Here is a 24147-nt window from a genome sequence, read left to right as displayed (position 1 = left end):
GTCACCGAACAGTTGAGCAGTTTCTTCGGAAACTACTTGGGGTTGTATGGTTAAGTGACTAAGCGTATGTGGTGGATGCCTTGGCAGTTAGAGGCGATGAAGGACGTGTTAATCTGCGAAAAGCTCAGATAAGGTGATAAAAACCGTTATAGTCTGAGATGTCCGAATGGGGAAACCCACCCGTCATCAGGCGGGTATCATTAAGTGAATTCATAGCTTAATGAGGCGAACCGGGAGAACTGAAACATCTAAGTACCCCGAGGAAAAGAAATCAACCGAGATTTCCTTAGTAGCGGCGAGCGAACGGGAATTAGCCCTTAAGTGATTTGTACATTAGTGGAACAAGCTGGAAAGCTTGGCGATACAGGGTGATAGCCCCGTACACGAAAATAAACTTATCATGAAATCGAGTAGGTCGGCACACGTGAAATGTTGACTGAACATGGGGGGACCATCCTCCAAGGCTAAATACTCCTAACTGACCGATAGTGAACCAGTACCGTGAGGGAAAGGCGAAAAGAACCCCTGTGAGGGGAGTGAAATAGAACCTGAAACCGCATACGTACAAGCAGTGGAAGCCGGATTTAGTCCGGTGCCTGCGTACCTTTTGTATAATGGGTCAGCGACTTATATTCTGTAGCAAGGTTAACCGATTAGGGGAGCCGTAGCGAAAGCGAGTGTTAACTGCGCGTTCAGTTGCAGGGTATAGACCCGAAACCCGGCGATCTACCCATGGGCAGGTTGAAGGTTGAGTAACATCAACTGGAGGACCGAACACACGTATGTTGAAAAATGCGGTGATGACTTGTGGGTCGGAGTGAAAGGCTAATCAAGCCGGGAGATAGCTGGTTCTCCCCGAAATCTATTTAGGTAGAGCCTCGGATGAATACCACTGGGGGTAGAGCACTGTTAAGGCTAGGGGGTCATCCCGACTTACCAACCCTTTGCAAACTCCGAATACCAGTGAGTACTATCCGGGAGACACACTACGGGTGCTAACGTCCGTTGTGGAGAGGGAAACAACCCAGACCGCCAGCTAAGGTCCCAAAGTACTAGTTAAGTGGGAAACGATGTGGAAAGGCATAGACAGCTAGGAGGTTGGCTTAGAAGCAGCCATCCTTTAAAGAAAGCGTAATAGCTCACTAGTCGAGTCGGTCTGCGCGGAAGATGTAACGGGGCTAAACTAGTCACCGAAGCTGCGGATTCAAACTTTGTTTGAGTGGTAGGGGAGCGTTCTGTAAGCCGTTGAAGGTGTGTTGTAAGGCATGCTGGAGGTATCAGAAGTGCGAATGCTGACATGAGTAACGATAAGGGGAGTGAAAAACTCCCCCGCCGAAAGACCAAGGTTTCCTGTCCCATGTTAATCAGGGCAGGGTAAGTCGGCCCCTAAGGCGAGGCGGAAACGCGTAGTCGATGGGAAACAGATTAATATTTCTGTACTTCTTATAATTGCGAAGGAGGGACGGAGCAGGCTAGGTGAGCATGGCGTTGGTAGTCCATGTGAAAGTGCGTAGGTTGATGGTTTAGGTAAATCCGGACCATCTTAAGACTGAGACACGAGACGAGACTCTACGGAGTTGAAGTCATTGATGCCATACTTCCAGGAAAAGCTTCTAAGCATCAGATTATAAGGAACCGTACCCCAAACCGACACAGGTGGTTAGGTAGAGAATACTAAGGCGCTTGAGAGAACTCGGGTGAAGGAACTAGGCAAAATAGTACCGTAACTTCGGGAGAAGGTACGCCGACTATGGTGATGGGACTTGCTCCCTAAGCTGAAGTCGGTCGAAGTAACCAGGTGGCTGGAACTGTTTATTAAAAACACAGCACTGTGCAAAATCGAAAGATGACGTATACGGTGTGACGCCTGCCCGGTGCCGGAAGGTTAATTGATTGGGTTAGCTCTGCGAAGCTCATGATCGAAGCCCCGGTAAACGGCGGCCGTAACTATAACGGTCCTAAGGTAGCGAAATTCCTTGTCGGGTAAGTTCCGACCTGCACGAATGGCGTAATCATGGCCACACTGTCTCCACCCGAGACTCAGTGAAATTGAAATTGCGGTTAAGATGCCGTATACCCGCGGCTAGACGGAAAGACCCCGTGAACCTTTACTATAGCTTGACAGTGAACATTGCTCCTACATGTGTAGGATAGGTGGGAGGCTTTGAACCCAGCACGCCAGTGTTGGTGGAGCCAACCTTGAAATACCACCCTTGTATGCGTGATGTTCTAACCTGGGGCCCTAATCGGGCTTGGGGACACTGTCTGGTGGGTAGTTTGACTGGGGCGGTCTCCTCCCAAAGAGTAACGGAGGAGCACGAAGGTTGGCTAAGTATGGTCGGACATCATACGGTTAGTGCAATGGCATAAGCCAGCTTAACTGCGAGACAGACACGTCGAGCAGGTACGAAAGTAGGTCATAGTGATCCGGTGGTTCTGTATGGAAGGGCCATCGCTCAACGGATAAAAGGTACTCCGGGGATAACAGGCTGATACCGCCCAAGAGTTCATATCGACGGCGGTGTTTGGCACCTCGATGTCGGCTCATCACATCCTGGGGCTGAAGTCGGTCCCAAGGGTATGGCTGTTCGCCATTTAAAGTGGTACGCGAGCTGGGTTTAGAACGTCGTGAGACAGTTCGGTCCCTATCTGCCGTGGGCGTTTGAGAATTGAAGAGGGCTGCTCCTAGTACGAGAGGACCGGAGTGGACGAACCTCTGGTGTTCGGGTTGTCATGCCAATGGCATTGCCCGGTAGCTACGTTCGGAACTGATAACCGCTGAAAGCATCTAAGCGGGAAGCAGGCTTTAAGATGAGTTCTCACTGGGACTTTAAGTCCCCTGAAGGGCCGTTGGAGACTACAACGTTGATAGGCAAGGTGTGGAAGTGCTGCGAGGCATTGAGCTAACTTGTACTAATGACCCGTGAGGCTTAACCATACAACACCCAAGTGGTTTTAAGATTGTATGAAGACTGACATTAAAAACAAAAGTCACGTACACATAGATTGAATAAGTAGATATATATCGTTTTCCAAGATTGACTGTTTTTGTCTAGCGACAATAGCACTGTGGTACCACCTGATCCCATGCCGAACTCAGAAGTGAAACGCAGTAGCGCCGATGGTAGTGTGGGAGTTCCCATGTGAGAGTAGGACATTGCTAGACTTCTAATTACGAAAACCCGCTTCAAGTGAAGCGGGTTTTTAAATTAAAGTAATTTATTAGCTAATTTATCATTTAAGATGAAGTAAAGTTATCTAACAAATTACAGTTTTTGTCTGGTGACAATAGCAACGTGGTACCACCTGATCCCATGCCGAACTCAGAAGTGAAACGCGTTAGCGCCGATGGTAGTGTGGGAGTTCCCATGTGAGAGTAGGTCATTACCAGACTCCTATTAAAGAAACCCGATTCGAAAGAGTCGGGTTTTTTGCTTTCTACTTTTTGCTTTTTAAAAATAAATTTTCCTTTAACATAACCGATAGTTTTTTAGCAGCTAGTTTTTTAACAGCTCATTTTTTAACAGGTAACAATATGATGTCGTGGCAAGCAACACTTCAATGGCAGGATGCCAGGCAAAGGGCAAAAGTATTACAGCAGATCAGGAGCTTTTTTATTGCCCGTGATGTTGTCGAAGTTGAAACGCCATTACTGTCACAGGGCACCATTACAGATCTGCACTTAGATGCCTTTTCTACCCGTTACGACTACCTCTGTGAGGGGTCTGCAAGCCTCTATATGCAGACATCGCCGGAGTTTGCCATGAAGCGCTTACTGGCCAGTGGTTATGGTGATATCTTTCAACTGTGTAAGGCATTTCGTGATGAAGCCCATGGCAGCCACCATAATCCGGAATTTACTATTTTAGAGTGGTACCGGCTGGGTTTTGATCACTTTCAGTTAATGTCAGAGGTGGGTGACTTGCTTGAGCAAGTTTTAGCCTGTAAACCGGCGACAAAAATCAGCTATCAGCAGGTGTTTTTAGACAAGGTTAATATAGACCCGTTAGAGACCAGCACTGCTGAGTTACTGACACTGATTAAAGCTCATGATAAATGCAGCGACTGGTTGCTTCAGGAGCAGGATATTGACACATTATTACAGTTTGTCTTTAGTGAAATCATAGAGCCTGAGATAGGTTTGGAGGCCCCCTGCTTGGTTTATCATTTTCCGGCATCTCAGGCATCCCTTGCTAAAATATCTGCCGATGATAGCCGGGTGGCAGAGCGTTTTGAATGTTATTACCTGGGGCTGGAATTGGCGAACGGCTTTAATGAACTCACTGATGCCGAAATACAAACAAAGCGTTTTCATCAGGATAATGCTAAAAGGCTTGCCAGTGGCAAGGGAGAGAAGCCGCTGGATGAAAGGTTTATTTGTGCACTTGAACATGGTTTGCCGGACTGTGCCGGGGTCGCCTTGGGAGTCGATCGCCTGGTGATGCTGGCCCTGAAAAAAGACAAGATCAAGAATGTCCTTTCCTTTGCGGTAGATCAGGCATAAAATTTAATTAATGTTATAATATATCAAATGTGATATTATCGCGTTTATAGATGATTTTCTTTTTCTTCATTTGTATTCATCACGAGTTACCACCGTTTACCAGTAAATAAAGGTTCATGCAGAAATGTTAGATAAATTTGGTATCACAGCGGCATCCTTATGTGCCCTACACTGCATACTGTTACCGGTACTGCTTCCGGCTTTACCTTTGCTTGGCTTGAGTTTTCTTGCTGATCATGCCTGGGAGCACGTATTTCTGATGGTAACGGCGGCATTGGGCAGTATCGCCTTGTTCTCCGGTTATAAGCGCTACCACCGTCGTTTATATCCTTTTTACTTGTTATTTATCGGTGTGGCTGTCTACTGGCAAAAACATGACTTCTCAGCTGAAGTACAGCCCTTTTTGATATTTATCGGTACGTCCCTGATTGTTGCGGCACATTTTATCAATTTAAGATTGTGCAACAGCTGTAAGCAATGTACCGACCATGAATGCCACTCAGTTGTGGAAACTGACTAACTCCGCTCTCTTATCTAAAAGGAAATTTAAAGGTTTAAGTCTTTAAGTTTCCTGGTCAGGGTATTCCTGCCCCAACCCAGTTTTTTCGCGGCTTCCTGTTTATGGCCCTGGGTATAGACCAAAGCACGCTCCAGCATAATTTTTTCAAATTCGGGTAATACTTCATCGAGTATGGCGGAATTACCCTGGGATAATTGCTCGTCCATCCATGAGCCAAGGGCACTTTTCCAGTTGATAGAGGTACCGGGACTGGCGATTTTCTTTTCGGTCAGCTCTGCCGGTAAGTCTTCTACCAGGATTTCCTGTCCGCTGGCCATTACGGTGAGAAAGCGACAGATATTTTCCAGTTGCCTGACATTGCCCGGCCAGTTACATTGTTTAAGGAAATTTACGGCATTCTTATCCAGGGTTTTTGTTTCTACCCCGAGTTCATTGGCGGCCTGCTTGAGGAAGTGTTCACACAGCTGTTCTATATCTTCCTTGCGCTCTCTTAAGCTTGGGATGTGAATACGGATGACATTGAGGCGGTGAAAGAGATCTTCCCTGAATTCGCCATTGACCACCCTTTCTTCGAGGTTTTGGTGAGTAGCGGCAATGATCCTGACATCTACCTGGATGGGGGAGTGGCCGCCGATGCGGTAAAACTGGCCGTCAGCGAGCACGCGCAACAACCGGGTTTGGATATCCAGCGGCATATCGCCGATCTCATCGAGGAATAAGGTGCCGTTGTGGGCCTGTTCGAAGCGGCCCTGCCTGACGGTGTTGGCGCCGGTGAAGGCACCTTTTTCATGGCCAAAAAGTTCGGTTTCGATCAACTCTTTGGGGATGGCCGCCATGTTTAACGGAATAAAAGGTGCATTGGCACGTGGGCTGTGAATATGCAGGGCATGGGCGACGAGTTCTTTACCGGTACCGGATTCACCGTTTATCAGCACACTGATACTTGAGCGCGACAGACGACCGATTGCCCTGAATACTTCCTGCATTGCCGGTGCTTCACCAATAATGCCGGCAGCTTCGGGCGCGGCATTGGCGGCCTGGTTTTGGACATTTTGCTCTCTGGCATGGGTCAGGGCCCGTTTGGTTAAGGTGACCGCATCATCAATATCGAAGGGTTTAGGTAAATATTCGAACGCCCCGCCCTGATAGGCATTTACGGCACTGTCTAAGTCTGAATGGGCGGTGATGATGATCACCGGGATATGGGGGTGCTGGGCACTCACGGTTTCCAATAAGGTCATGCCGTCGGTCTTTGGCATACGGATATCGGAAATAATGACTTCCGGCTGGCCGTGATCTAAGGCAATCAATAAATTTTCGCCGTTATCAAAGGAGGCGGTGCTGATATTGGCTGCGGCAAAAGCTTTTTCTAATACCCAGCGAATTGAGCTGTCATCATCAACAATCCAAACTTGTTCAGTAATCATTAAAGTTCTCTTCCGTTAAGGGTAATAAAATAATAAATTCGGTACGACCCGGGTAGCTGTCGCAGGACAGCTTGCCCTTGTGCTGGTTGATCAGGGTTTGTGCAATTGACAAACCTAAGCCGGTACCATTAGGGCGTCCCGACACCATAGGGTAAAACAGGGTATCCTGGATATGGGGAGGAATGCCCGGACCATGGTCGATAATGCTGATCTGTGCCGATAATTTTACCCGTTTGCCGTTAATGGTCTGATTGCTGGTGACCCGGGTTTTAAAATAAATATGGCTGGAGTCGTCCACCGCCTGTACGGCATTACTGACGATATTTAAAATCGCCTGTTGCATTTTTTCCTGATCAAATTCCACATCCGGAATGGAAGGATCGTAATCCCGGATGAATTTAATTTTTTTCGGGTTATTAAAACTCACCAGTTGATTGACCTTTTCCAGCACCAGGTGAATATTTTGTTTGGTCATGTTCGGCAGCTGGTTGGGACCAAGCAGGCGATCAACCAAATTGGTTAACCTGTCTGCCTGCTCGATGATCATTGTGGTGTATTCCTGCTGGCCCGAGGACAATTCTTTATGCAGCAACTGGGCGGCGCCCCTTAATCCCCCGAGGGGGTTTTTAATTTCATGGGCCAGGCCGCGGATAAGATCCCGGGCCGACTCCCACTGCTGTTGCTGGAAGACTTCGATGCTGATTTGTTTTTGCTGGTCGATTTTTTTAAATTCCAGCAACACATGGCTTTGGCGGTCAAACTCAACCGCAGACAATGTAATTTCGGCGGTGAATTGATGAGAGCCGGGAATATGTAATAACACATCGCTGTCGGTAAATTCCTGCCCTGTGGTCACGAGCTGTTGTAACCGTTCGTTATCAATGGAAGCGTTACTGAACACCGTTTCAAAAGCCAGCCCTTTTAATTTATTCTGGCTCCTGTTTAATAAAGCTTCTGCGGCGGGGTTGGCATATTGGATGGTGAATGCGTGATCGAGTATCACCACAGCCGTGACCAGTTGGCCGGGTAACAGCTGTTGATAATCTATTTGTTGTTGATTTTCACATATCTCGTGCAAGACAGAACCCCGATGCACCAAAAAGGTGCATAAATAAATTTTAGTTTACTCAATAATGATCAAATATGCACATAAACAAGGCCAATCGCTGTGTTACTTTGATGCCCGGTGCATATAAAACACAATCGGTTTAGATGATGCAATAACCTTGCCCTGATTGTTGATTAAATCCATTTTAATTTTATGCTCGCCGCGGTCGATATTGCGCAGGACAAACATGGAATGGTCCTGAGGCTCCTGGTAGGGGGTATTGTCGAGATAAAGCTGTATTTTTAAGCCTTTTTTGAAGATGGGTTTAATGCGTCCGGCGACATAAACTGAGCCGGTATTATCCCTTACCGTAGCATTGTTTTCCGGTTGGCTGATACTGACTTGATACTTTTCTTCAATTGCCTTGGGTTTAATATCTAAAATGGAGGTATCTACTGAGGTGAGCTGATCGTTTTTGTTTTCAACTTTAACTTCTTCAGCCCCGGGTCTTGGTGTGTCGGAAAAAACCAGTACGCCTTGCTCATTGCGCCAGACATAAATCTTGGTGGAGGTGGCTTCGACCGCAAAAGATAATAAAACCGCTAACAATACACTTAATCTTTTGATCATGGCGCAGCATTTTCCAATTCCGTTAGAACATCAATTTACCTAAATTATAGATAACAGGCAAAAAAAAGCTCACCGGAGTGAGCTTTTTTCTTACTTTGATTAAAGTGTTATCGGTTAAACACTGTAATACATGTCAAATTCGACCGGGTGGGTGGTTGAGTTCAACCTTTCGACTTCATCGCGTTTAAGGTCGATGTAGGCCTGGATCATATCGTTATCCATGACGCCGCCGGCGGTGAGGAATTCATGATCTGCTTCTAAGGCATTAAGCGCTTCTTCGAAAGAGGCAGCTACCTGAGGGATCTCAGCAGCTTCTTCGGCTGGCAGATCATATAAATCTTTATCCATGGCGTCGCCAGGGTGGATTTTGTTTTTAATACCGTCAAGGCCGGCCATTAACATCGCTGAGAAAGCCAGGTAAGGGTTACCGGTCGGATCCGGGAAGCGTACTTCGATACGGGCGGCTTTCGGGCTAGGTACCATAGGAATACGGATTGAAGCCGAGCGGTTACGTGCCGAATAGGCAAGCATTACCGGTGCTTCGAAACCCGGTACCAGACGCTTGTATGAGTTGGTAGAAGCATTGGTGAAGGCATTTAATGCTTTAGCATGCTTGATAATACCGCCGATGTAATAAAGGGCTGTTTCAGACAGTCCGCCGTATTTGTCGCCGGAGAATAAGTTGACGCCGTCTTTGGCCAGCGACTGGTGACAGTGCATACCGGTACCGTTATCGCCGACTAAAGGTTTCGGCATAAAGGTCGCGGTTTTACCGTAGGCATGGGCAACGTTATGCACCACATATTTATAAATTTGCACTTCATCGGCTTTGTTGACCATAGTATTGAAACGACAGGCAATTTCATTTTGACCCGCGGTGGCAACTTCATGGTGATGGGCTTCAACCACCAGACCCATTTCTTCCATGACCAAACACATGGCAGAGCGCAAGTCCTGTGAAGAATCTACCGGGGCTACCGGGAAGTAACCGCCTTTCACGGTCGGGCGATGGCCGGTGTTGCCGTCTTCATATTCGGTACCTGAATTCCATTTCGCTTCTTTATCGTCGATAGAGTACATAGAGCCACTCATATCGGTATGGAAACGGACATCATCAAAAACGAAGAACTCAGGCTCAGGACCAAAAAGTACGGTGTCGGCAATGCCGGTGCTGCGCATATATTCTTCGGCGCGTCGTGCTACCGAGCGTGGGTCACGGCTGTAGCCCTGCATAGTGGTCGGCTCTAAAATATCACAACGGACATTTAAGGTAACTTCTTCGGTGAAGGGGTCTAATACTGCACTGGCAGCATCAGGCATTAATACCATGTCAGATTCGTTGATTCCTTTCCAGCCGGCAATAGATGAACCATCAAACATTTTTCCTTCTTCAAAGAAGTCTTCATCAATTTGATGATGAGGAAGGGAAATATGCTGCTCTTTACCTTTGGTATCAGTAAAACGAAGGTCAATAAATTTGACATCGTGTTCTTTGATTAAATCTAAAACGGCTTGTGACATTTATTGTCTCCAGTATTATTCGTTCGTTAATAGTAAATGTGTTTTTCCAGTTATCGAATCCACAGCCAAGTTCGTGCCAAAAGTTAAGGTGTTGATATTTATGCTTTTTAAAAAGGGTTACGTTTCTCTTTGCACCAACTTGGTGCGATAGCTGTGCTTTGTTGGTGCATAAACCCTTTTTGGTGCAAAACTTGGTTTTTTACTGCATTATTATTCGCTTCAGTACTTTAGCAGATCAATTGTGATAAATACGTGATCAAAGATAAAAAAACTAACGTTTTCTTTGTTGTTAATACTCCTGTACAATATGCGCCCAAATTATATCCCTATGAGCAAAAGCCAGTGTTAGATAAATTACGCAATATAGCCATCATTGCCCACGTTGACCATGGTAAAACCACCCTAGTCGACAAGCTACTCGAACAGTCAGGTACTTTAGATTCACGCACCGGACATGACGAACGTGTGATGGATTCTAACGATATCGAAAAAGAACGCGGTATCACCATCCTAGCCAAAAACACCGCGATTAACTGGAACGATTACCGTGTGAACATCGTTGACACCCCGGGTCACGCCGACTTTGGTGGTGAAGTAGAGCGTGTTATGTCTATGGTCGATTCAGTGTTATTGATTGTTGATGCTCAGGAAGGCCCTATGCCGCAAACCCGCTTTGTAACTCAAAAAGCGTTTGCTCAGGGATTAAAACCTATTATTGTTATCAATAAAATTGATAAGCCGGGTGCCCGCCCTGACTGGGTTATGGATCAGGTATTTGATCTGTTTGACAACCTGGGTGCCAGCGATGAACAGCTGGACTTTAAAGTGGTTTATGCTTCGGCATTAAACGGCTGGGCTTCACACGAAGAAGGTGTTGAAGGCAGCGACATGACGCCATTATTTGAAACAATTGTTTCTGAAGTACCTGCACCGGATGCCGACATTGACGGCCCTTTCCAGATGCAAATCTCACAACTCGACTATAGCTCTTACTTAGGTGTTATCGGTGTTGGCCGTATTATGCGCGGTAGTGTTAAGCCTAATCAGCAAGTAACGGTTGAAGCGGCTAACGGTAAAGTGCATAACGGCAAAGTGGGTAAAGTTTTCGGATACCTTGGACTTGATCGCCATGAAACCGAAGAAGCCAAAGCAGGCGATATTATTGCGATTACCGGTTTAGGCGAATTAAAGATTTCTGATACCATTTGTTGCCCGAGTGAAGTAGAAGCTTTACCGGCCTTGTCGGTTGATGAGCCTACGGTAACTATGACTTTCCAGGTTAATACTTCGCCATTTTCCGGTCAGGAAGGTAAGTATGTTACCTCACGTAATATCAAAGATCGCTTAGAGAAAGAGCTGGTACATAATGTTGCCTTACGTGTTCAGCAACTTGACGATCCTGATAAGTTTAAAGTTTCCGGCCGTGGTGAATTACACCTGGGCATCCTGATTGAAAACATGCGTCGTGAAGGTTATGAATTAGCTGTTTCTCGTCCTGAAGTTATCATGAGAGAGATTGACGGCGAATTACAAGAGCCCTATGAAACTGTGACCATTGATGTTGAAGAGCAGCATCAGGGGCCTATCATGGAAAAAATGGGTGTACGTAAAGCGGAATTAACCGATATGGCCCCTGACGGTAAAGGTCGTATCCGTATGGACTTTATCATGCCAAGCCGTGGCTTGATTGGTTTCCAGACTGAATTTATGACCTTAACTTCTGGTAGTGGCCTGATTTATCATACTTATTACGAGTATGGGCCTCATAAAGGCGGCGAAATCGGCCAGCGTGTTAACGGTGTAATGATCGCTAACGCTACCGGTAAAGCACTGACCAATGCGATCTTCAACTTGCAAAGTCGTGGCCGTATGATGATCGGTCATGGTGTTGATATCTATGAAGGTCAAATTATCGGTATTCATAGCCGTGATAACGATTTAACAGTAAACGCCCTTAAAGGTAAGCAGTTAACTAACGTACGTTCATCCGGTGCCGATGAAGCACAAACCTTAACGCCGCCTATTTTGATGTCGCTTGAGCAGGCATTAGAATTCATTGATAACGATGAGTTGGTAGAAGTTACGCCTGAGAATATCCGTATACGTAAGAAGTTCTTGAAAGAGAGCGATCGTAAACGCGAAAGTCGTGCGCCTAAATAAGCAAGCATAACCAGGTTATTGCGAATCAAGCCGGCAGATAATATCTGCCGGCTTTTTTATACATGGAAGTATTTATCCTGCGGGCTCAGGGATGAGCAGGAGCTGGGTTATACATGGAAGTATTTATCCTGTGGGCTCAGGGATGAGCAGGAGCTGGGTTATACATGGAAGTATTTATCCTGCGGGCTCAGGAGGAGCTGGAGCCGGGTTTATGTTCGCGGCCAAATGGATTAGCAGCTAAAGCGAAGCAGGCGCAGGGGATTAGTGCTCTGTTTATACGCTCCGGCTGCAGCTTGATAACGCTTTAATTTGCATGACTGGAGTAAATTAAGATATCGGCTAAACTGATAAGGAAATGAGTACGCTAGATTGCGGTTAGCTGTTGTCTCATCAGCCCGCGAGCAGTTGCATAGCAGGAAGCACTGTTTAAGTTAACCTAATTAACAAAAGGACTTGGTCACTATGTCTCCGGATCAACTAAGGGCTTTAAAGCAGCTTCGCCAGTTATTTGAAGAAGGGCGGGCGAATCCCCAACAAATCAAACAACTCTCTGACTTACTTTCTTTAATTAACCAGCAAAGGCCTGTGCCCAGGGACTGGGATACAGATATAAACGACAATACTGATAAGAAAGTGTAGCATTGCCGGACTTTATGCCGCTAAGCTTTAAGTCGTTGCCAGTTGCTTAGCATGGTTTTAGGGTATTAAGCAGCTTCCTTGCCATGCTCGCTTTTAATCACTTGCCTTAAAACGCGCTGCGTCAATAATGGACCATAGGTGGAATACACCGGCAATGATCGCCGGGATCACCAGCCACCAAAGTGCATATCCACCAATGACTATGATGGCAAATATTAAAGCGGCTATGATGCGCCCTTGCACTAATTGTCCTAACCCCGGAAAAAACAGATTACATATTGCGGCGATAACATTACCGCCTGAGCCTTGTGCCATTGGTTTCCCTCTATCGTTGTTTAATTAAGTCTATGTTTTCATTTAATAACAATCACCAGGTTTCGCAATTGCGGCGAATGTGGTTATCATAGTATATCGAGAAGGCTTTCTGGAAACCTTAATTGTTAAAAATTATTAAAAATTTTAATCGTAACTATTACCTGTCCCATCAAAAGACACTGGTACAGTTTGCCGGTTATTTGCTTAAACGTTTGCAGCAGGAGCATATCCACGTGGTGGCGGGTTACCTCGCTTATGTTACCCTGATGTCTTTGGTGCCGCTCATGGTGGTGATGTTGTCGGTGATGACGGCATTCCCGATCTTTGCCGATATCCGGCAGATCATTGAAGAGTTTGTTTATAGTAACTTTGTGCCCACCGCCGGTGATGTCGTGCAACATCATATTTCCGGTTTTGTTGATAATGCTTCCAAGATGTCTGCGGTCGCCATTACATTTTTATTCCTGTTTGCCCTCTTGCTGATCTCCGCCATTGATAAAAGTTTAAATAAGCTGTGGCGGGTGACGGAAAAAAGGCGGGTGATCACCTCATTTTCCATGTACTGGATGGTGTTAACCCTGGGGCCTGTGCTGGTGGGCAGCAGTATCGCGGCAACGTCCTATATCGTTTCCCTGGTCTCCATCGGCGATTATGATATTTTCGGGCTTGCCAATGTGTTTTTGCGTTCATTGCCCTTGCTGGCTTCCATTGCCGCCTTTGTGATCCTTTATATGGTGGTGCCCAACAAGATCATTCCTTTTAAATATGCCCTGTCCGGTGCCACCCTGGCGGCATTATTGTTTGAGCTGGCGAAAAAAGGCTTTGCTTTTTATGTGACGCAATTGCCGTCTTACCAGGCGATTTACGGGGCGCTGGCCAGTATTCCGATTTTATTTCTTTGGGTGTATTTGTCCTGGTTGGTGGTTTTGATCGGCGCCTTGTTTACGGTGTCGCTGCAAGGCTTTTTTGAGCCGAAAAAGCGGGCAGCAAGGCAGGCAGGGATGCTGGGGCCAAAAGACACGGTAAAACTGGCAGAAGCTCAACCGGCAAAATTAACACCGCCGCCGGAAAAACCGGATAAATCGCTGCTGTCACAAGAACAAGAGCTATAAAATTAATTGGCACGACACCCCCCTGGCTGTTGTGCCGCTACTCCCTTTAATGGGGTAATTGGTATAAGCTTATTGCATGCTTCCCTGGAAGGAAAAGTTTATGTCGCGCACCTTATATCCCAAAATATCTGTGACTTCTCAGCAGTGGCTTGATGTCGGGGACGGACACCAGATCTACCTGGAGCAATCGGGTAATGAAAAAGGCATTCCTGTGGTGTACTTTCATGGCGGGCCGGGGGGCGGCTCCAGTGAAAACCACAGGCGTTATTTTGATCCGCAACTGTATCGTATTATTTTGTTTGATCAGCGTGGTTGCGGGCGTTCAAAACCCTCCCCCAGTATAGAAAATAACACCCTGGATCACCTGATTGAGGATATCGAACTTATCCGGGAACACCTGGGCATTAAACAATGGCTGGTGACCGGCGGCTCCTGGGGCACAACTCTGGCATTAGCTTACGGTATCCGTTATCCCGCCCGGGTGTTGGGATTTATCCTGAGAGGCGTTTTTCTGGCCTCAACAGCAGAATGCGACTGGTTGTATAAACCCGGCGGCGCTTCCTGTTTCTATCCCGAATATTACCGTGAATTTGCCGGCCATCTCGGGGGGAAATATAACTCGGATGTGCTTGGCGGTTATCACCAGCTGTTATCCTCGGAAAATGAAGTGGCCGTTATTGCCGCCAGTAAAGCCTGGTACCTGTGGGAGTTGCGTTTATCCACCATAGAGCATGCCCATATCGGCATGGCCCAGGTGGAAGATACTCACCAGGCGTTATGCATGGCGGTGATTTCCAGTTTTTATTTTACCCGGCAATGTTTTATGGATGAGAATTATATTCTCGACAATATCAGTCAAATTCAGGATATACCGGCGATCTTGTTACACGGCCGTTATGATATGGTGTGCCAGCTGCATATTGCCGATCAGCTCTGTCAGCAGTGGCGAAATGCGCAATTACAAATATTGCCCTGCGCCGGACATAGCGGATTTGAAACACAAACTATTGATGCTTTTTGCAAAGCCACCGATACTATGGCAAATTTTTTAACAGAAAAAGAGTCATGATCGCCTTATTGCAAAGAGTTAGTGAAGCCAGTGTCAGCGTTGAAAATAAAATTGTCGGCGAAATCAATCAGGGATTACTGGTATTGCTTGCCATTGAACCGGGAGATAATGAAGCCAAAGCCAAGCGCCTGGCACAAAGGGTGGCCGGATACCGGATTTTTGAAGATGAACAGGGTAAGATGAACCTGAATGTTAAGCAGGTGAACGGCGATATCTTAGTCGTTTCCCAGTTTACCCTGGCTGCGGACACCAGCCGCGGTATGCGTCCAAGCTTTACTTCGGCTGCCGCTCCCGAGCTCAGTGAAAGCCTTTATCAATATTTTTGCGGGCAATTAAGAGAGTTGGACTTTACCGTGCCCACCGGCATTTTTGGCGCAGATATGAAAGTTTCGCTGGTTAATGACGGCCCGGTGACCATTAACCTGACTATCTGATAACACCTATCCCCCTGAAATTATTCCTCTTGCCCCGCTTGCCAGCACTTTAGCCAGGGCGGGATAAGCTTGGGCGGTAAATAACTTTCGGCGAGATATCCTGTCCCGTTTAGCTGCCAGGACTTGGGCAGCAGCTGGATAATGACATTGCGATAGCGGGCAACCGTGAAATAATACAGCCGGTGACTGCTTTGCCGGCGCTTTAATTGTTTCAGCAGCAAGGTGAGTTCGGGAGCCGAAGGCTCGGGCAGGTTAATGGAAAAGCAGCTGTCCGGAGTGAGTGTTTTTAGCAGTAATTGCAGTAAAGTATCCGGGGGATTGGTGGATACTTTCGGCGGCTGATAAATATCATAAATAATCCAGCTATGTTCGCCTGAGTTGTGATGTTTGAACCAGTGATTGATATCGGCATGAATAATCTGGTTTTCTTGAGATAATGGATTGAAATAACGCCGGAAACAGTCAATAACGTTTTGCTCGTATTCAATAGTGAGCCAATCGATAGCCAGTGCTATTTTTTTCATAAAACGCGAAAGGTTACCGCCGCCGAGCCCCAGTTCTATTACCTGTTTTGGCCGAAAAAATAGCAAGGGTAGCAGTAAGGCATTATGATGGGGCAAGGTTAATTGCCAGGGGCGGCTTTTCAGCATCAGGCTTTGCAATACCCGGGAGCAGGTTATCCAGCGGTAATAAGCATTTTCATAAACAGCAATGACCTCCCGCTCCTGATTGAAGTAGAGTAATTTTTTTTGCTGAAACTGAATCGGAAGCCGCATAAAAAAGAATGAATAATAACAAGCTGATAACAACAGATAGGATAAAGCATAGACAATGAAAGTGTGTACTACACCACAAAGTGAAGAAGAGTTTCAGGCTTATTATTTTTTGCGCTGGCAAATGTTGAGAAAACCCTGGCAGCAAGAGCAGGGCAGTGAAAAAGATGAATTTGAGCAGCAGGCGATTCACCGTATGTGTCTTGACGAAGATGGTAATGTGGTTGCCGTCGGGCGGCTGCATAGAAGCGGGCAATTTAGCGCTGAGATCCGCTTTATGGCAGTGGCAGAGGGCCAGCAGGGAAAAGGGCTGGGCAAGCAAATTATCCAGGAACTGGAGCAGGAAGCGCGTAAATTGGGGATCACAGAAATAAGCCTTAATGCCAGGGAAAATGCCGTGCCTTTCTATACCCGGCTGGGATACCAAAACCTGGGTTTTTCTCACTGGCTTTTTGATACCATCAGGCATGATAAAATGGTTAAAAGCCTGGAAGCGCATGGTGGCCATCAAGTGTCTTTAGCAGATGAATTGCAAAGTACCTGGCATCAAACGATCCCCATGAGCCGGGCGATGGATATCCGGGTGTGTTTCTATGACGGCCGGGAAATGATCACGCATTGCGACCCCGATTTTAACAAGAACTTGCACCATACCATGTTCGCCGGCAGCATCTATACCCTGGCGACCTTAACGGGATGGGGTTACGTCTATATGCAGTTACATGAGCAGGGACTTGACGGGGATATAGTGCTGGCTGAGGGCAATATCCGTTACCTGGCGCCGATAAAAGGGCCGGCATATGCGAAAACCTCAACGCAAATGGCATCCGGGGAAGTATCCCCCTTGCGTCAGGGCAAACGTGCCCGCTTTCAAGTTGAAGTCAGGGTTGCCAGTGGCGATAAAGCCGCCGCCAGCTTCACCGGCAGTTATGTGGTCTTGCCTAAATCGATTTAAGCTCAACGTAAACTCAGCTTATGTTCAACAAAAGGAAATATTGGAGATGAAAATTTTATTTTTGCTGGTTACTTTTTTCACCGTAAATTTAAGCCATGCCAATGAGGATGTTGCCCGGGTGTTAGATAATTTCCATCAGGCAGCGGCTGATGCCGATATGCAAACCTATCTGGGATTAATGACAAAAGATGCCGTTTTTCTGGGCACAGATGCCAGCGAGCGCTGGGAAAAGCAGGCTTTTAGCGAGTTTGTAGAACCGTACTTTAGCAAGGGCAAAGGCTGGTTATACCGGCCGCAACAGCGAAATATAAGCCAAAGCGGCGATAACATGGCTTTTTTTGATGAACTGCTCAGTAATGAACATTATGGATTATGCCGGGGCAGCGGTGTGCTGGTAAAAACGCAAGGGGGCTGGAACATTGCCCAATACAATTTATCCATTCCGGTACCCAATGCCATTGCCAAAAAAGTTGTCAAACAGATAAAGAGCTTGTCGCAAGCCAAAGGTTTATGATTGCTCTGCTGCCATTATCCGGCCATGTTCTGATATACTGGCCGGCCAGTATTTTGGTAAAATTAACTATTCAATTAATGGAGGCTTCTTGTCAGGACTAGCAGGTGATAACACGGCTAACAGCGTAGGGATCATAGGTTGCGGCTGGTTGGGCATGGCCCTGGCCACGCAGTTGATGAAAGAAAATATCCCGGTGATGGCAACGACTACCCGGGAGGAAAAAGCCGCTGAGCTTAATCAGGCGGGCATCAATAGCCGGGTATTGCAATTGCCGCAGGTGCCTTCATTACTGAGAGAACATGATATTTTCTCCTGCCGGCAACTGGTGATCTGTATTACGCCGCAGCTGAAAAAAGGCCGGGTCGATTATCCTGAAAAGATTGCCCAGCTGGTGGCGGTGGCAGAAAAAAATGATGTGGAAAAAATTATCCTGCTCAGCACCAGCTCGGTTTATAACGGTCTTGAAGGGGAAGTTTTTGAACAAACCGAGCTTGATATCAGCGCAAATAAAGTGGCAATTGTGGCGCAGGCGGAGCAAAGTGTGCTTAATTTTAACGGTTTATCTGCGGTAATACGCCTGAGCGGCCTAATTGGTCCCGCCAGGCATCCGGGGCGCTTTCTGGCCGGCAAAAAAGATCTTGCCAACCCGGATGCGGCGGTGAATTTGATCCACCAAACCGATGCCCTGGGGTTAATTAGCTGCCTGTTAAAGCAAAAGCAGGCACAGGGGATTTTTAACGGTGTCGCCAATACCCGGGTAAGCCGGCAGCAGTTTTATCAACAAGCGGCCCTTGCCTTAGCTTTGCCTGAGCCGGTTTTTAACGAGCAGGATAGGGGAATAACCGGCAAAGTAATAAACGGGGATAAAGGGCGGCGTGAGTTGTCTTATCAATATCGATATGACGATTTAGTATTGTGGATGAAGAATAGTGAAAACTAATACCGTGAAAATGAATACCATGAAAAAGAAAGCCGTGTTATTTGTGCTGGTGATCTGGGGGCATATTACCCTGTTGGATCTGATGTTTATCAATAACCGGGGCCTGGTGATCTTATGGCAGGAAAACAGCCGTTACCAAACCATTTTCACCCACTTGTTTATTGTCTTGCTGACTTTTGCTCTCTACCTGGCCCTGGTGAAGCTGCAGCAGCGGCTACCTGCTTTTAATAAAACAAGGAAGCCTGCTAAGCTTCGATAGTGTAAAGGGAATTTCCCGCCTGTCATTTTCACCCGGCGGGAATCGATGTACTAAGGCCTTTGGTGTCAGCCTTTCGTTTTGATGCCTAAGGTGCCCAGCCACTGGTTAAAGTCAAGCAGGTTGGCGGGCAAGATCACTTTGCGGCTTTCCTGGCTTAAGCCTTTCATCTGCTGCAGGTATTGCTCGCTTAACTGCATTTCCAGCGCCTGCTTGCCGCCCGGCTGGCTGATGGCGTTGGCGACCTTGGCAATGGAATCCCCGGTGGCGCGGGCGATTGCCAGGATTTCTTCGGCTTTACCCTCGGCAGAGTTGATGCGTCTTTGCATTTCACCTTCGGAAATGTTGATCATTTCCGTTTTTAAACCCTCTGAGCGGTTAATGCGGCTGGCCTTATCTCCCAGGCTTTTGGCCAATATTGCCTTACGCTCGCGTTCGGCATTGACCTGCAATTCCATGGCATTTTTTACCGTCAGCGGTGGGGTGATGTTTTTGATCTCGTACCTGTGTACCCGGATGCCCCAGCTTTCACCGGCCTTGTCCAGTACCTCCACCACCTTGGCGCTGATGATATCCCGCTCTTCAAAGGTACGGTCAAGGTCCAGGGTGCCGATCACAGATCTTGTGGTGGTTTGCGCCAGCTGCATGGCGGCAAAGCGATAATCGGTAATGCCGTAGCTGGCTTTGACCGAGTCCACCACCTGGATATAAATGACACCGTCAACCTCGACATTGACTTCATCCTTGGAAAAACATTCCTGCGGCGGTACATCTATGGTTTCTTCCTTTAAGTCCTGGATAAAAGCGACCTTATCGATAAAGGGCAGTAACAGGTGAAAGCCCGCCTCCAGGGTGCAGCGGTATTTTCCCAGGCGCTCGACAATATAGGCGGACTGGGTCGGTACCAGGCAAATGGCCTGGAAAAACTTTACCGCCAGGTATAAAAACAGCGCCCCCCAGATGGCTAAAATAATCAGTTCCATGTTGTTGATATTGCTCAGATCCATTATTTTGTCCCCTGCATTGTATTGGTTACTTCACCCACGCCGGCAAAAAAGCCTTCAACCTTGGCCAACTCGGCGGGTACCACGGAAACATCGGCGGTGTTGAGAATAGCGCCGGCTTGCTGGATAAATTGCTCCATCAGGCGCATTTTTATCGCCTGATCTCCTCCCGGTTGTTCTGCCGCTGCGGCTATCATATGGATCCCCTGGGCGGTTGCTTCTGCCAGTATGCCGATTTCTTTGGCCCGGCCGTTGGCTTCATTGATTTGCTTTTGTTTATCCCCTTCGGATAAATTAATGGCCTCCTGGCGCTCTCCTTCCGACAGGTTGATGGTGGACTCTTTCTCCGCTTGCGCCAGGGTGATTTCCGCGCGTTTTTGCCGTTCTGCTTCCATTTGTTTTTCCAGGGTATGGATGACATTTTCTGACGGGGTAATGTTTTTCACTTCATATCTTAAGACCTTAATGCCCCAGGGGTCCGAGGCCTTATCTATTTCCCGCACTATGGTTTCATTTAGGGTATCGCGCTCGGAAAAGGTCTGGCTTAACTTTAATTTACCCACTTCCGAGCGCATGGTGGTTTGTGCCAGGTTAATACTCGCCCGGCGGTAGTCTTCGATACCGTAACTGGCTTTGGCGCCGTCCATGACCTGGATATAAACCAGGCCGTCGACATCGATTTGAATGTTATCGCGGGAGATACAGCTTTGTGCCGGAATATCCAATACCTGCTCGCGGATTTCATGGCGGTAGGCGACCCGGTCGATAAAGGGAATAAGAAAATGTAATCCCGGCTGCAATACCGCGCGAAACTTGCCTAAACGTTCAATCACGCAGACTTCGCGCATCGGCACGATCAGCACTAATTTCAGCAGGATAAAAAGCAGGCCGAGAAAAATAAAGGTAAAGCTTGCTAGCATAGTTTGTCTCCTGTGGACCTTGAGTCCTTTGGTGTCAGAGTTGGTGTCAGATTATTGTTATGGGTTGAGCTGTTTATGGCGCCAGCTATTTGGGGGATTCGACGATCAGTGAAATATTGTCTTTGCAGACGATAGTCACCCGGCTGCCGGCGGCGATTTCAGAGCCGTCGCTTAATGCTTTCCAGGTGGTGCCCTGAAATTCGACCCGTCCCGGGTGATTGCCGGGGCCGATTTTTTCAACGACCGTGACTTCCTTGCCGTAACTGTCTACTTCCTCAAAGGTGTTATCTATGCGCTTGGTGTCACTAAAAAAACGCTCGGTGACAAAATACATCACAAACAGCAGCACGGAGGCAATGATAAACCAGGCGGTCAGGGTCAGTGGCCAGGTGTCGAGTAATTGAAATTTTACGCCTAAAGCCACGATCAATGAGGCCAGGCCCAAGTTGAATAAGATACCCCCCGGTACGACAAATTCGGCGCAGGTGAGGATCAGGGCCAGTATCAGCCAGGCTTGAAATGAAAGTATCAACTCCATGGTTAACTCCTTATTGTTTATTTAGGTTAATTAACGCGAGTTAAGTTGCAAGGGTATAAAGGCTCTACGACTTGATAATACCAATTTTATTAAATATCTAACCATTTTCGATGGTCTAAATCTCCAAGTCCTGCGTTGTTTTCAATCACAATAGCTTGCTATTGCTCAATCAAACGCCCTGTTCTTGAAAATTTATCCTTACCGAATTTGGGTCATCTACTTAATGCAATTGGTATAACAACAAGTGTAAATAGAAGGTAACAAGTCTGACATATTATGTCAAACTTGTTACTGAAAATGCATATCCGGGAGAGGGGGAAATACTCGGCTGTTACTTTAGTTCACGGCTTTCCAGCTTAATGGCCAATGGCCGGAAGATGGCTTCGGCAATAATGGCACCGTATAAGAGTATCAGCAGGTTAACGGCATAAGCGGTATGCAGGCTGGTATCGCTATCCAGCGCGCCATGATGGCTGTGGATGGCAACCGAGCCTGTCAGTAAACCAATAAGGGCGCCGCCGTAAAGAAAGGTGATTTGTTTTTTAAATATCAGCGATAAGTAGTCACTGGCGGGACTGGGGCTGATTTCACTGGCAAATAAATATCTTAATCCGCGAATAGATTTCATCAAGCCATGTGGGCCAAAAGCAACCGCAGTGCAGGCATACATAAAGAGGGCCAAAAATAAGCCGCCATAGAAATCGCTGAAGTGTTTCAGCTCTCCTCCCAGTAGAAATAACATTAAAATCGCGCCGGCGACCACCAGCAGGGCAATAAAACTTTGCATCATATTTGTCCTTTTCCAATTGACATTCGGGGTTGGTGAAACCGCAAATAACTCTTCCTGTTTAACATTGAGTGCCGCCGCAATGGCCTGCTGGGTTTCCAGTGAGCTGTTGCCTTCTTTTTCCGCCCGTTGAATGGTGCGCAGGCTTAAGCCGGATGCCTTGGCCAGCAATTCCTGTGACCAGCCGTTGTCGTGACGCAGATATTTTATGCGCTCGGGGGATAAGTTCATCGGACGTTGTTGCAAGGGTAAACTCCAAAAAAGTGATTTGCTGTTTCGGGACCAAAGATGCCAAAGCGGTTAAAAAAAGACGAGCAATCCCTTACGTCATTATAACGTCACCGTTATGACATGCCAGTAAAAACAAGGGCTGTAGGGATATCAGAAAATCGACTGAGCAATGAAGGAGAGCTGGGAAGAGGAGCATTAAAAAAGCCAGCCAACGTATAAAACGTCAACCAGCTTTTAGTTAGTACCTGTTAACTATAGCTCAATTTTGGCAATAGCAAGTGCTTATGCTGTAAAAAAGCTTAAAAACTCGGCAACAGGTTTTCCGGCATCAGCTGATTAAACTGGCCGTCACCGATAATACCTGAGGCTTCGACAATATCCGGAGCAAAATAGCGATCTTTGTCGTAGTAGGCGACATGGGTGCGCAGCAGGCCTTTGGCAATTTCTACCTTGGTTGAACCTTTAAGCGGCGCCCTGAAATCAAGGCCTTGTGCCGCCGCGAGTAATTCTACCGCCAGTACGCCATTGGTATTTTCTGCCATGTCTGCCAGACGACGTCCGGCAAAGGCGGCCATGGAAACATGGTCTTCCTGGTTGGCGGAAGTCGGCAGGCTGTCAACCGAGGCCGGGTGGGCCAGGGTTTTGTTTTCCGACGCCAGTGCCGCCGAGGTGACCTGGGCGATCATAAAGCCGGAGTTTACCCCGCCGTTTTCTACTAAAAATGGCGGTAGTTTACTCAGGTTGGCATCGATCAATAAGGCCATGCGGCGCTCGGATAACGAGCCGATTTCGGCAATGGCCAGTGCCAGGTTATCTGCTGCCATGGCAACCGGCTCTGCGTGGAAGTTACCGGCAGAAATAAAGTCACCTTCATTGGCGAACACTAACGGGTTATCGGTCACGCCGTTGGCTTCGACATGCAAGACTTCGGCGGCCTGGCGGATTTGTGTTAAACAGGCACCCATCACCTGGGGCTGGCAGCGCAGGGAATAAGGATCCTGTACTTTTTCACATTCGAAATGGGACTGACCGATTTCAGAGCTGTCGCCGAGCATTTCACGGTAAGCGCGGGCGGCATCGATTTGACCTTGTTGTCCGCGGATCTGGTGTACGCGATCGTCAAATGGCGCCCGGCTGCCCATGGCAGCTTCTACCGACATCGCGCCGATAGTGGTGCCTGCGGCATAAAGATCTTCTGCTAAAAATAAACCTTCTAAAGCAAAAGCGGTGGAAGCCTGGGTGCCGTTTAATAGCGCCAGGCCTTCTTTGGCGGCCAGGGTGATCGGCTCAAGTCCGGCAATGCGTAAACCTTCTTTGGCGGGGATCACTTCGTCCTGATAAGACATTTCACCTTCACCCAATAGCGGCAGTACCATATGGGATAAAGGCGCCAAATCACCCGATGCCCCGACCGAACCTTTTTTCGGTACGCAGGGGTAGACTTCGGCATTAAGCAGCTGGATTAATGCCTGGATCACGGATAAACGGATACCGGAGAAACCGCGGGCGAGGGAGTTGATTTTCAACACCATCATCAAACGTACCGTGGCATCTTCCATATATTCGCCAAAACCGGCGGAATGGGAAAGCACGATAGAGCGCTGTAATAATTCCAGCTCTTCCTCTTTGATGCGGGTGCTGGCCAAAAGACCAAAACCGGTATTGATACCGTAAACCACTTTGCCGTCGCGGATCACTTGCTGTACCGCTTCCGCGCTTTTGTTGATGGCGTCAAAGGCGCTTTCATCCAAAGAGTATTGGATGCCGTCATAACTGTTAACGGCACGAAGCTGGGCCAAAGTCAGCTGGCCCGGGATAATATTAAGTTCGTTAAGTACTTGTTCAGTCAT

The 24147-nt window shown here is 47.4% G+C and carries 22 protein-coding genes and 3 rRNA genes; 14 read left to right on the top strand and 11 right to left on the bottom strand.

Annotated elements, in window-relative coordinates; translation table 11 throughout:
- Nucleotides 1–48: 48 nt before the first annotated feature.
- From SG35_RS24765 to SG35_RS24745, 5 genes are all read left to right on the top strand, one after another.
- A 23S ribosomal RNA gene (locus SG35_RS24765) occupies nt 49–2938 on the top strand.
- A gap of 113 nt (nt 2939–3051) precedes the next feature.
- Nucleotides 3052–3166, top strand: a 5S ribosomal RNA gene (rrf, locus tag SG35_RS24760).
- A gap of 112 nt (nt 3167–3278) precedes the next feature.
- Nucleotides 3279–3393 (top strand): 5S ribosomal RNA (gene rrf, locus SG35_RS24755).
- 145 nt (nt 3394–3538) lie between these two features.
- Nucleotides 3539–4504, top strand: coding sequence for an elongation factor P--(R)-beta-lysine ligase (gene epmA, locus SG35_RS24750; protein ID WP_044836138.1), 966 nt, complete (start codon nt 3539–3541; stop codon nt 4502–4504).
- Nucleotides 4505–4628: 124 nt separating this feature from the next.
- The gene (locus tag SG35_RS24745; RefSeq protein ID WP_044836065.1) at nt 4629–5024 is read left to right on the top strand and encodes a MerC domain-containing protein; all 396 of its coding nucleotides are present in this window, start codon (nt 4629–4631) and stop codon (nt 5022–5024) included.
- Nucleotides 5025–5050: 26 nt separating this feature from the next.
- On the opposite strand, the gene glnG is transcribed toward SG35_RS24745, so the two are convergent.
- From glnG to glnA, 4 genes are all read right to left on the bottom strand, one after another.
- Nucleotides 5051–6451 carry a nitrogen regulation protein NR(I) gene (gene glnG, locus SG35_RS24740; RefSeq protein WP_044836066.1) on the bottom strand — a complete coding sequence of 467 codons (1401 nt, stop codon included), beginning with the start codon at nt 6449–6451 and terminating at the stop codon, nt 5051–5053.
- The gene (gene glnL / locus SG35_RS24735) at nt 6441–7529 is read right to left on the bottom strand and encodes a nitrogen regulation protein NR(II) (RefSeq protein ID WP_152646835.1); all 1089 of its coding nucleotides are present in this window, start codon (nt 7527–7529) and stop codon (nt 6441–6443) included. Before glnL ends, glnG begins: the two co-directional genes overlap by 11 nt.
- Nucleotides 7530–7622: 93 nt before the next feature.
- A complete protein-coding gene (locus SG35_RS24730; protein ID WP_044836067.1) occupies nt 7623–8129 on the bottom strand; it encodes a DUF4124 domain-containing protein in 507 nt (168 codons plus the stop codon).
- 114 nt (nt 8130–8243) lie between these two features.
- A complete protein-coding gene (gene glnA / locus SG35_RS24725; protein ID WP_044836068.1) occupies nt 8244–9650 on the bottom strand; it encodes a glutamate--ammonia ligase in 1407 nt (468 codons plus the stop codon).
- A gap of 342 nt (nt 9651–9992) precedes the next feature.
- Here glnA and typA point away from each other — a divergent pair, with 342 nt between their 5' ends.
- Both typA and SG35_RS24715 read left to right on the top strand, forming a co-directional pair.
- Nucleotides 9993–11810, top strand: a complete 1818-nt coding sequence (typA, locus tag SG35_RS24720; RefSeq protein WP_044836140.1) for a translational GTPase TypA — start codon at nt 9993–9995, stop codon at nt 11808–11810.
- A gap of 462 nt (nt 11811–12272) precedes the next feature.
- Complete coding sequence (locus tag SG35_RS24715) at nt 12273–12449, top strand: hypothetical protein (RefSeq protein WP_160298406.1); 177 nt, start codon at nt 12273–12275, stop codon at nt 12447–12449.
- A gap of 93 nt (nt 12450–12542) precedes the next feature.
- On the opposite strand, the gene SG35_RS24710 is transcribed toward SG35_RS24715, so the two are convergent.
- Nucleotides 12543–12764, bottom strand: coding sequence for a hypothetical protein (locus SG35_RS24710; RefSeq protein ID WP_044836069.1), 222 nt, complete (start codon nt 12762–12764; stop codon nt 12543–12545).
- A 131-nt stretch (nt 12765–12895) separates the two neighbouring features.
- Here SG35_RS24710 and SG35_RS24705 point away from each other — a divergent pair, with 131 nt between their 5' ends.
- The 3 genes from SG35_RS24705 to dtd all read left to right on the top strand — a co-directional run bounded on the left by SG35_RS24705 (nt 12896) and on the right by dtd (nt 15379).
- Entirely contained in the window at nt 12896–13876 is a 981-nt protein-coding gene (locus tag SG35_RS24705) for a virulence factor BrkB family protein (protein WP_084693021.1), read from the top strand.
- Between the two features lie 100 nt (nt 13877–13976).
- Nucleotides 13977–14945: a prolyl aminopeptidase gene (gene pip, locus SG35_RS24700; RefSeq protein WP_044836070.1), complete on the top strand. Its 969-nt coding sequence runs from the start codon at nt 13977–13979 to the stop codon at nt 14943–14945.
- Nucleotides 14942–15379 carry a D-aminoacyl-tRNA deacylase gene (gene dtd / locus SG35_RS24695; protein ID WP_044836071.1) on the top strand — a complete coding sequence of 146 codons (438 nt, stop codon included), beginning with the start codon at nt 14942–14944 and terminating at the stop codon, nt 15377–15379. The genes pip and dtd overlap by 4 nt, the downstream gene beginning before the upstream one ends.
- Before the next feature lie 20 nt (nt 15380–15399).
- Here dtd and SG35_RS24690 read toward each other — a convergent pair whose 3' ends face one another.
- On the bottom strand, nt 15400–16155 hold the full coding sequence (locus tag SG35_RS24690; RefSeq protein ID WP_044836072.1) for a class I SAM-dependent methyltransferase: 756 nt from the start codon (nt 16153–16155) through the stop codon (nt 15400–15402).
- A 55-nt stretch (nt 16156–16210) separates the two neighbouring features.
- On the opposite strand from SG35_RS24690, the gene SG35_RS24685 reads away from it, so the two are divergent.
- From SG35_RS24685 to SG35_RS24670, 4 genes are all read left to right on the top strand, one after another.
- Nucleotides 16211–17107, top strand: a complete 897-nt coding sequence (locus SG35_RS24685) for a bifunctional GNAT family N-acetyltransferase/hotdog fold thioesterase (protein ID WP_044836073.1) — start codon at nt 16211–16213, stop codon at nt 17105–17107.
- Nucleotides 17108–17153: 46 nt separating this feature from the next.
- Complete coding sequence (locus SG35_RS24680; protein ID WP_063888698.1) at nt 17154–17621, top strand: nuclear transport factor 2 family protein; 468 nt, start codon at nt 17154–17156, stop codon at nt 17619–17621.
- Nucleotides 17622–17709: 88 nt separating this feature from the next.
- Nucleotides 17710–18561 carry an NAD-binding protein gene (locus SG35_RS24675; protein WP_236702722.1) on the top strand — a complete coding sequence of 284 codons (852 nt, stop codon included), beginning with the start codon at nt 17710–17712 and terminating at the stop codon, nt 18559–18561.
- Nucleotides 18551–18820, top strand: coding sequence for a hypothetical protein (locus SG35_RS24670; protein WP_044836075.1), 270 nt, complete (start codon nt 18551–18553; stop codon nt 18818–18820). Before SG35_RS24675 ends, SG35_RS24670 begins: the two co-directional genes overlap by 11 nt.
- Before the next feature lie 65 nt (nt 18821–18885).
- Here SG35_RS24670 and SG35_RS24665 read toward each other — a convergent pair whose 3' ends face one another.
- From SG35_RS24665 to hutH, 5 genes are all read right to left on the bottom strand, one after another.
- Entirely contained in the window at nt 18886–19824 is a 939-nt protein-coding gene (locus SG35_RS24665) for an SPFH domain-containing protein (RefSeq protein ID WP_044836076.1), read from the bottom strand.
- Entirely contained in the window at nt 19824–20741 is a 918-nt protein-coding gene (locus tag SG35_RS24660; RefSeq protein WP_044836077.1) for an SPFH domain-containing protein, read from the bottom strand. Before SG35_RS24660 ends, SG35_RS24665 begins: the two co-directional genes overlap by 1 nt.
- Before the next feature lie 85 nt (nt 20742–20826).
- The gene (locus SG35_RS24655) at nt 20827–21279 is read right to left on the bottom strand and encodes an NfeD family protein (RefSeq protein ID WP_044836078.1); all 453 of its coding nucleotides are present in this window, start codon (nt 21277–21279) and stop codon (nt 20827–20829) included.
- A 331-nt stretch (nt 21280–21610) separates the two neighbouring features.
- Nucleotides 21611–22312 carry a helix-turn-helix domain-containing protein gene (locus SG35_RS24650; protein WP_152646836.1) on the bottom strand — a complete coding sequence of 234 codons (702 nt, stop codon included), beginning with the start codon at nt 22310–22312 and terminating at the stop codon, nt 21611–21613.
- A gap of 284 nt (nt 22313–22596) precedes the next feature.
- Nucleotides 22597–24147: a histidine ammonia-lyase gene (hutH, locus tag SG35_RS24645; RefSeq protein WP_044836080.1), complete on the bottom strand. Its 1551-nt coding sequence runs from the start codon at nt 24145–24147 to the stop codon at nt 22597–22599.

Origin of the sequence: Thalassomonas actiniarum, from assembly GCF_000948975.2 — a bacterium.
Taxonomy (GTDB): Bacteria; Pseudomonadota; Gammaproteobacteria; order Enterobacterales; family Alteromonadaceae; genus Thalassomonas; species Thalassomonas actiniarum.
Note: the sequence above shows the minus strand (reverse complement) of the source record. Positions and strands in the feature narration are given on the sequence as shown.

Excerpts from the sequence above, each read along its gene's own strand:
- epmA (WP_044836138.1), top strand. The coding sequence starts at position 3,539 with ATGTCGTGGCAAGCAACACTTCAATGGCAGGATGCCAGGCAAAGGGCA.
- SG35_RS24745 (WP_044836065.1), top strand. The coding sequence starts at position 4,629 with ATGTTAGATAAATTTGGTATCACAGCGGCATCCTTATGTGCCCTACAC.
- glnG (WP_044836066.1), bottom strand. The coding sequence starts at position 6,451 with ATGATTACTGAACAAGTTTGGATTGTTGATGATGACAGCTCAATTCGC.
- SG35_RS24730 (WP_044836067.1), bottom strand. The coding sequence starts at position 8,129 with ATGATCAAAAGATTAAGTGTATTGTTAGCGGTTTTATTATCTTTTGCG.
- glnA (WP_044836068.1), bottom strand. The coding sequence starts at position 9,650 with ATGTCACAAGCCGTTTTAGATTTAATCAAAGAACACGATGTCAAATTT.
- SG35_RS24715 (WP_160298406.1), top strand. The coding sequence starts at position 12,273 with ATGTCTCCGGATCAACTAAGGGCTTTAAAGCAGCTTCGCCAGTTATTT.
- SG35_RS24710 (WP_044836069.1), bottom strand. The coding sequence starts at position 12,764 with ATGGCACAAGGCTCAGGCGGTAATGTTATCGCCGCAATATGTAATCTG.
- pip (WP_044836070.1), top strand. The coding sequence starts at position 13,977 with ATGTCGCGCACCTTATATCCCAAAATATCTGTGACTTCTCAGCAGTGG.
- dtd (WP_044836071.1), top strand. The coding sequence starts at position 14,942 with ATGATCGCCTTATTGCAAAGAGTTAGTGAAGCCAGTGTCAGCGTTGAA.
- SG35_RS24690 (WP_044836072.1), bottom strand. The coding sequence starts at position 16,155 with ATGCGGCTTCCGATTCAGTTTCAGCAAAAAAAATTACTCTACTTCAAT.
- SG35_RS24685 (WP_044836073.1), top strand. The coding sequence starts at position 16,211 with ATGAAAGTGTGTACTACACCACAAAGTGAAGAAGAGTTTCAGGCTTAT.
- SG35_RS24680 (WP_063888698.1), top strand. The coding sequence starts at position 17,154 with ATGAAAATTTTATTTTTGCTGGTTACTTTTTTCACCGTAAATTTAAGC.
- SG35_RS24665 (WP_044836076.1), bottom strand. The coding sequence starts at position 19,824 with ATGGATCTGAGCAATATCAACAACATGGAACTGATTATTTTAGCCATC.
- SG35_RS24660 (WP_044836077.1), bottom strand. The coding sequence starts at position 20,741 with ATGCTAGCAAGCTTTACCTTTATTTTTCTCGGCCTGCTTTTTATCCTG.
- SG35_RS24655 (WP_044836078.1), bottom strand. The coding sequence starts at position 21,279 with ATGGAGTTGATACTTTCATTTCAAGCCTGGCTGATACTGGCCCTGATC.
- hutH (WP_044836080.1), bottom strand. The coding sequence starts at position 24,147 with ATGACTGAACAAGTACTTAACGAACTTAATATTATCCCGGGCCAGCTG.